General features: G+C 58.8%; 8 protein-coding genes. 5 read left to right on the top strand and 3 right to left on the bottom strand.

What is annotated here, in order from left to right; translation table 11 throughout:
* A partial coding sequence (locus ALO80_RS06725; RefSeq protein ID WP_055005717.1) for a cysteine dioxygenase family protein occupies nt 1-492 on the bottom strand: 492 nt, incomplete at its 3' end.
* Nucleotides 493-712: 220 nt separating this feature from the next.
* Between ALO80_RS06725 and ALO80_RS06720 the strand changes: the two genes are divergently transcribed.
* Nucleotides 713-1,618 (top strand): LysR family transcriptional regulator, encoded by a 906-nt coding sequence (locus tag ALO80_RS06720; RefSeq protein WP_055008381.1) that lies wholly within the window; start codon nt 713-715, stop codon nt 1,616-1,618.
* 60 nt (nt 1,619-1,678) lie between these two features.
* On the opposite strand, the gene ALO80_RS06715 is transcribed toward ALO80_RS06720, so the two are convergent.
* Entirely contained in the window at nt 1,679-2,767 is a 1,089-nt protein-coding gene (locus ALO80_RS06715) for an LLM class flavin-dependent oxidoreductase (RefSeq protein WP_055008380.1), read from the bottom strand.
* Between the two features lie 256 nt (nt 2,768-3,023).
* On the opposite strand from ALO80_RS06715, the gene ALO80_RS06710 reads away from it, so the two are divergent.
* The 4 genes from ALO80_RS06710 to ALO80_RS06695 all read left to right on the top strand — a co-directional run bounded on the left by ALO80_RS06710 (nt 3,024) and on the right by ALO80_RS06695 (nt 5,972).
* Entirely contained in the window at nt 3,024-3,881 is an 858-nt protein-coding gene (locus ALO80_RS06710; RefSeq protein WP_055008379.1) for an ABC transporter permease, read from the top strand.
* 2 nt (nt 3,882-3,883) lie between these two features.
* Nucleotides 3,884-4,705: an ABC transporter ATP-binding protein gene (locus ALO80_RS06705; protein WP_055008378.1), complete on the top strand. Its 822-nt coding sequence runs from the start codon at nt 3,884-3,886 to the stop codon at nt 4,703-4,705.
* A 50-nt stretch (nt 4,706-4,755) separates the two neighbouring features.
* The gene (locus ALO80_RS06700) at nt 4,756-5,061 is read left to right on the top strand and encodes a SelT/SelW/SelH family protein (RefSeq protein ID WP_054986332.1); all 306 of its coding nucleotides are present in this window, start codon (nt 4,756-4,758) and stop codon (nt 5,059-5,061) included.
* Between the two features lie 89 nt (nt 5,062-5,150).
* Nucleotides 5,151-5,972 carry a UDP-2,3-diacylglucosamine diphosphatase gene (locus tag ALO80_RS06695; protein WP_055005712.1) on the top strand — a complete coding sequence of 274 codons (822 nt, stop codon included), beginning with the start codon at nt 5,151-5,153 and terminating at the stop codon, nt 5,970-5,972.
* 10 nt (nt 5,973-5,982) lie between these two features.
* On the opposite strand, the gene ALO80_RS06690 is transcribed toward ALO80_RS06695, so the two are convergent.
* On the bottom strand, nt 5,983-6,294 hold the full coding sequence (locus ALO80_RS06690; protein ID WP_055008377.1) for a DUF962 domain-containing protein: 312 nt from the start codon (nt 6,292-6,294) through the stop codon (nt 5,983-5,985).
* Nucleotides 6,295-6,621: the final 327 nt, after the last annotated feature.

The raw sequence follows: 6,621 nt of genomic DNA, 5'->3' as shown, positions 1-6,621 counted from the left end.
GCCGATATCGGCACCGTAAACGTGGATGCTGATCGACACCTGGTCGTTGAAGGCATTGCTGACCTGATGGACATCGTTGCTGAGCGGTGACAGCGCCTCTACCTGGCCGGGTTGCAGGCGAATCGCCGGGCCATTGGTCTCGAAGCGTCCCTGGGTATTGCGGACATAGCCCTGCGAATGTTCTGCGCCACGCAGCATACCGATCAGGCCCCAGACGCGATGGTCATGAATCGGTGTGCGTTGCCCCGGTCCCCAGACAAAACTGACCACCGAAAAGCGTTGCTGTGGATCGGCATGCAAGAGAAATTGCTGATAGCGGCTTGGGTCCGGTATGGCAAATTCTTCTGCCAGCCAGTCATCATGGCTGACCAGCTGTGCCAGCAGCTTGCCGCCGCGACGCAACAGATCGCCTTCGTGCGGTTCGCTGCCAATCAGCTGAGTGAGCGCGTCGATAAAGGCCCCGAGTCGTTCCGGGTGTCGGTTCTGAGTCATGTCCATTTCCAGATCAGGGTCAGGGAATGGTTCGATATAAGCATAATATGGATATTTAATATGCTATTTTTTAATGATTAGGTTATAACGAAAACGTCTTTTACTTCCCTGCTGCACTGCGTGAAATCTAGCGCCTTGGCTGTTGGACGGGCTATGAATGAACGCTTGTCAGGACTATGCTTTTTGCCTATGTCTTCTTTCTTTTTTATGTGCGGTCCGAATGAAAATTGATGATATCGATGCGTTCGTTGCAGTTATCCGCTGTCAGTCGATCAGCCATGCCGCTGAATCGCTGGATCTGACCCAGCCGGCCATCACTCGCCGGGTGCAGAATTTCGAGCAGGCCCTCGGGGTCGAGCTGTTCGACCGCAATACCAAACCGCTCAAGCCGACCCTGATGGGCACTCAGGTGTACCAGAAGTGCCTGGCGATCCTGCGCGAGATGGATTCCCTGCGTGAGCTGGTGGCCAGCGATACACCGCCCAGCGGTCTGCTGCGTCTGGGCGTACCGCAGACCATTGGTGATGTGGTGCTGCTCGATGCGCTCAAGCAATTGCGCGGCGAGTTTCCGGATCTGCGGGCTCAGGTCATCACCGGCTGGGGCAGCCACCTGATCGGCAAAATAGAAAACGGTGAGCTGGATGCCGCAGCGGCGCTGTTTCCGGCAGGCAAGATATTTCCGGAAAACATCGTGGGTCAGTCGATTGGCAAGATGGAGCTGGTGGTGGTCTGCGCCAAGGGCCTGGTGCCGAAAAAGCCCGGCAAGCTGGCGGACTGCTATGAGCAGGGCTGGGTGCTCAACCCTGACGGCTGCGGTTTTCGCGCAGGTTTGCAGCGCACGCTGAGCGATCAGGGGCTGAGCATGAAAGTCAATCTGGAAACGTTCGGCACCGAGCTGCAATTGGGGCTGGTGGCCGATGGCATGGGGTTGGGGCTGGTACCGAGGCCGTTGCTGCAGCGCAGTGCTCACTGCGAGCAACTGGTGGTGTTGCCGCTCAAGGACTTCAAGCCAGTGATGGATCTGTGGCTGTTCTACCCGCGCTTTCTCGGCAATCTGCAAGCGCCGGTCGAAGCCTTTGGCGCATTGGTGGCTCGCTCTCTCAAGCCGGTGTCAGCCGCCGCGTGAAATGTCATTGCGGGCAGGCAGTCTTCAGTACGAAGCCTGGCCCGCCCGCAGGGCGTTGAATCAGGCGACCCGCTCGCGGGCCTGCTGTTCGCGCTGAGCCACCAGTGCGCGGGTCAGCGGGATCAGTTTCTTGCCGTAATCGATGGCGTCTTCCAGCGGATCGAAGCCGCGAATCAGGAAGGTGGTAATTCCCAGATCGTAGTAATCCAGCAGCGCTTCCGCGACCTGTTCCGGGGTGCCGACCAGCGACGTGGAATTGCCCTGCGCGCCGAGCAGACCGGCGATGCCTGTCCACAGGCGTTTGTCCAGACGCGAACCTTGCGCAGCGGCCGCCAGCAGGCGACGCGACCCTTCGTTGGGTGGCTCGCGACGGACAAAGCCGTTGTGGTCTGCCAGTGCCTTGGCTTTTTCCAGAATGCTGTCGGCACGCGCCCAGGCCTGTTCTTCGGTCTCGGCCAGAATCGGTCGCAATGACAGGCTGAAGCGAATGGTCCGCCCATGTCTGGCGGCTTCGGCGCGCACCTGCTTGACGACATCGCGTACCTGTTCGTACGTCTCACCCCACAACGCGTAGACGTCGGCGTGTTTGCCCGCCACCGCAATCGCGGCTGCCGAGGAGCCGCCGAAGTACAAGGGGATATGTGGCTGCTGCGGGGATTTGACCAGCGAGTGCGCGCCCTCGAACTGGTAGTAGGTGCCCTGATGATCGAACGGCTTGTCGCTGGTCCATTCCTGACGTACTACGCTGAGGTATTCGTCGCTGCGTGCGTAGCGTTCGTCCTTGCCGATGTGGCTGCCGTCAGCGCGCAGTTCCTTATCGTCGCCGCCGGTGATGATATGTACCGCCGTGCGCCCGCCATTGAAGACGTCCAGCGTCGCAAACTGCCGTGCAGCCACGGTGGGAGAGATGAAGCCGGGGCGATGGGCAACGAGGAACTTCAATGAGCTGGTCACGCTGGCGGCATGCGCCGCGACCAGAGTGCTGTCCGGGCTGTTGGAGTGGTAGGCGATCAGCGCACGATCAAAGCCTGCGTCTTCATGAGCCTTGGCCACTGTCTTCACGTAGTCGGGCTGGACAGTCGCGCCGCTGCGCGGGTGGATTTCAGAACCGGGTTGCGTGGCGATATAGCCAATGAATTCGATGCTCATGAGTACTCCTGCCAATGGTTGAGGTCCTTTCGACCTTGTCGAGAAGCACCATAAAGGCAAGCAGCCAAGGCTGTGAAATTCGATTTCGGTCTAAGTTAATTATAAAAAATATGCATCATCTTGTTTAATGTTGATCAAATATTTTAACTATTAGCTTAGGCCTAAATCGAATTTCACGCGGTGTTCTTATGCAATTAGCATGTGTTCACACTGCATCGGGTGTGTTTTACCCGGTTTGCTCAGGAAGGATGCGCCCATGTCTGACACAACGCTCAAACCACCCGAATCCGGTTTTCTGGTGATCAACAAACCTGCACAGCGCCACGCTTCTGAACAGCATCGCCAGCGCCGGCAGGTGCCGGGATCTGTCCTGCGTCTGCTCAGCCCGCTGGCGCTGTTGCTGCTCTGGGAGCTGGCCTCGCAAACCGGTTTGTTGCCCGTCAGGGTGATTGCCGCACCGTCGCAGATAGGCGGCACGCTGTGGTCGATGATTGTCTCGGGCGAACTGGCCCGCCATCTATGGATTTCTCTGCAGCGGGCGCTTCTGGGGTTGAGCATCGGCGTCAGCATCGGTGTTGTTGCTGCGCTGGTAAGCGGGCTGTCCCGGCGCGGTGAAATCGTTCTGGACTCGCCGATGCAAATGCTGCGCACCATTCCTTCGCTGGCACTGGTGCCACTGTTCATTCTCTGGTTCGGCATTGGCGAGTTCACCAAAGTGGCGCTGATCGTGATGGGTACTACTTTTCCGGTTTACCTGAACCTGTTTTCCGGTATCCGCAACATCGACCCTAAACTGATCGAGGCCGCGAACACGTTGGGATTGAGCCGTCGTGAACTGATCTGGCATGTCATCCTGCCCGGCTCGTTGCCGTCATTTTTCGTCGGGCTGCGCTACTCGCTGGGTATTTCCTGGCTGGCGCTGGTATTTGTCGAGCAGATCAACACCACCGCAGGCATCGGCTATCTCGCCAGCGATGCGCGGGACTTCATGCGTACGGATGTAATCGTTATCTGCCTGTTGATCTACAGCGTCCTTGGCCTGGTGATCGACGGCATCATTCGCACGCTGGAGCGCTATGCTCTGGCCTGGCGACCGACCTTTGTGAGGCATTGAGCATGGCAACGCCTGATTTGCGCAACATCCCCTCCGCCACGAACGAAGCTGCTCAGGCACCTGTACAACTGCGCAATGTGGTCCGCCAGTTTGGTCGGCAGCGGGTGATTGACGGGCTGGATCTGGACATCTCAGCGGGTGAATTTGTCGCGTTGCTGGGTGCCAGCGGTTCCGGCAAAACCACTTTGCTGCGTACCCTGGCCGGGCTGGATGAGATCGACAGCGGCGAGTTGCGCGTACCGGCAGCGCGTGCAGCGGTGTTTCAGGAGCCGCGGCTGATGCCGTGGAAAAGTGCCTGGAAAAACGTGATTCTCGGCCTGCGCGTCAACGATGCCAAGGCACGCGCCGAAGCAGCGTTGACCGAGGTCGGCCTGGCTCACCGGCTGAATGCCTTCCCGGCGACGCTGTCCGGCGGAGAGGCACAGCGTGTGGCGCTGGCACGGGGGCTGGTCCGTGAGCCTGAATTGCTGCTGCTCGACGAGCCATTTGCCGCACTGGATGCCTTGACCCGCATCCGCATGCATCAACTGATCATTGATCTGTGGCGCAAGCACACCCCGGCGGTGCTGTTGGTGACCCACGATGTCGATGAGGCGATCCTGCTCGCCGATCGGGTCATCGTGCTGGCCGACGGTAAGATTGCCGATGATATACGTGTCGACCTGTCGCGTCAGCGTGACAGCGGCCAGCCCGGATTCCAGGCGATTCGCAGCCGCTTGCTGGGTTTGCTGGGCGTAAAGGCGCAGGCTGCCGACACGGCGGCGCAGGAGCCCACTCAGGACATGACGCTCAGCGCATTGCGTCGTGTCGCCAATGCTCGTTGATCCTGCATCGGGTGCGTATCATGGGCGTCTGAATTTCTGGAGGGGTGCCCATGTCTGCCGAAAAGCCTGAAGTCGTCATCACCTATTGCATCCAGTGCCAGTGGTTATTACGCGCTGCCTGGCTCGCTCAGGAGCTGTTGAGCACCTTCGGCGATGATCTGGGCAAGGTCTCGTTACAACCGGGCACCGGTGGCGTTTTTCGTATCACGTGCGACGGCGTACAACTCTGGGAGCGCAAGGCCGACGGCGGCTTTCCCGAGGCCAAGGTGCTCAAGCAGCGTCTTCGAGACCAGATCGATCCGGCCCGTGATCTTGGCCACAACGACCGTCATTCTCCTGCCAGTCCTGAAGAATAAGGACGACTGTCACGACATCGCCATTCACATGTCACATTCGGTTAACCGGCATGCTCCATTCTCGTGGAAACCCTGCCGGAGGTCGTCTCATGACCAGCGCTCAGCTCGCCACACCCAGCCGCAAACAACGCGTGCGGACCTTGTGGATTTCCGACGTTCACCTGGGCACGCGCGACTGCCAGGCCGAGCACTTGTCTGCGTTCCTCAAGCGCTATCAGGCTGACAAGGTCTACCTGGTCGGCGATATCATCGACGGCTGGAAACTGCGCGGCGGCATGTACTGGCCGCAGGCGCACACCAATGTGATTCGCCGGCTGCTGACCATGAGCAAGCGCGGCACGGAAGTGATCTATGTCACCGGCAATCACGACGAGTTTCTGCGTCGTTACTCCAAACTGGTGCTGGGCAACATTCAGCTGGTGGACGAGGTCGAGCACGTGACCGCCGATGGACGACGTTTTCTGGTCATCCACGGCGACCAGTTCGACGTGATCACCCGCTATCATCGCTGGCTGGCCTTTTTGGGCGACTCGGCCTATGAATTCACCCTGACCCTGAACCGCTGGCTGAACCATTGGCGCGCCAGATACGGCTATGGCTACTGGTCACTGTCGGCGTACCTGAAGCACAAGGTCAAAAGCGCGGTGAACTTCATCAGCGATTTCGAGGAAGCCATCGCCCACGAATGCGTGAAGCGCGGGCTGGACGGGGTTGTTTGCGGGCATATCCACCATGCGGAAATCCGCCAGGTAGGCGGCGTGGAATACCTCAATTGCGGTGACTGGGTTGAATCCTGCACCGCCCTGATCGAGCACCTGGACGGCAGTATCGAACTGTTCCGCCTGGCGGATGCGCACTTGAAAGCCAGCCAGGCAGTGGTTCAGGAGCCGGTCAGCGAAACGGCTGTCTGAAGCAACCGGCCTAGAATGGCACCTTGCCCAACAGCATGTCGCGGTACATCACGAAGTCGCCGAGCAAACTGTAAAAAGGATGCTTGAACGTGGCCGGGCGGTTCTTCTCGAAAAAGAAATGCCCGGCCCAGGCGAAGCCGTAACCTGCGACCGGCAATAGCCATAACAACCACCATCGACCGCTGCCCACACCGAATGCCAGCAGGAAAATCACCAGAGAAGTACCGACAAAGTGCAGACGTCGACTGGTACTGCTGCTGTGCTCGGCAAGATAAAAGGGATAGAACTCGGCAAAGCTTGAAAAACGCTTGATGTAATCCACGGTGCCTGTCCTCGTGCGGGTTCTTGTTGTTATACACAAATTTAGCCGACTGTCGTGCCGATGTGGAGCATTCGATTACCGTGCCAATCCACCGCGTTGGCATAATGATCAAAAGCCGACCCGAGTCGGACCCCAATCCCCCTGATACCCCAGAACCGCCGTGTGACGCAGAGCGTCACGAATTGCATGCCGACGCGGAGCGTCGGCACGATAGTCATCAGCTTTCGCCCCGTGCCTTTAACCACACTGCTCTAAAACGCTTTTTACCGCGATGGCACAAACGACGCCGATTGCGACGTAAGTGACGGCTGAGTCCTGGCGCTGATC

Origin of the sequence: Pseudomonas caricapapayae, from assembly GCF_001400735.1 — a bacterium.
In the GTDB taxonomy this organism is placed as follows: Bacteria; Pseudomonadota; Gammaproteobacteria; order Pseudomonadales; family Pseudomonadaceae; genus Aquipseudomonas; species Aquipseudomonas caricapapayae.
This window is presented reverse-complemented; position numbering and strand designations above follow the sequence as displayed.

What these genes read in the sequence shown, in the direction of transcription:
- ALO80_RS06720 (WP_055008381.1), top strand. Translation starts at nt 713, where the DNA reads ATGAAAATTGATGATATCGATGCGTTCGTTGCAGTTATCCGCTGTCAG.
- ALO80_RS06715 (WP_055008380.1), bottom strand. Translation starts at nt 2,767, where the DNA reads ATGAGCATCGAATTCATTGGCTATATCGCCACGCAACCCGGTTCTGAA.
- ALO80_RS06710 (WP_055008379.1), top strand. Translation starts at nt 3,024, where the DNA reads ATGTCTGACACAACGCTCAAACCACCCGAATCCGGTTTTCTGGTGATC.
- ALO80_RS06705 (WP_055008378.1), top strand. Translation starts at nt 3,884, where the DNA reads ATGGCAACGCCTGATTTGCGCAACATCCCCTCCGCCACGAACGAAGCT.
- ALO80_RS06700 (WP_054986332.1), top strand. Translation starts at nt 4,756, where the DNA reads ATGTCTGCCGAAAAGCCTGAAGTCGTCATCACCTATTGCATCCAGTGC.
- ALO80_RS06695 (WP_055005712.1), top strand. Translation starts at nt 5,151, where the DNA reads ATGACCAGCGCTCAGCTCGCCACACCCAGCCGCAAACAACGCGTGCGG.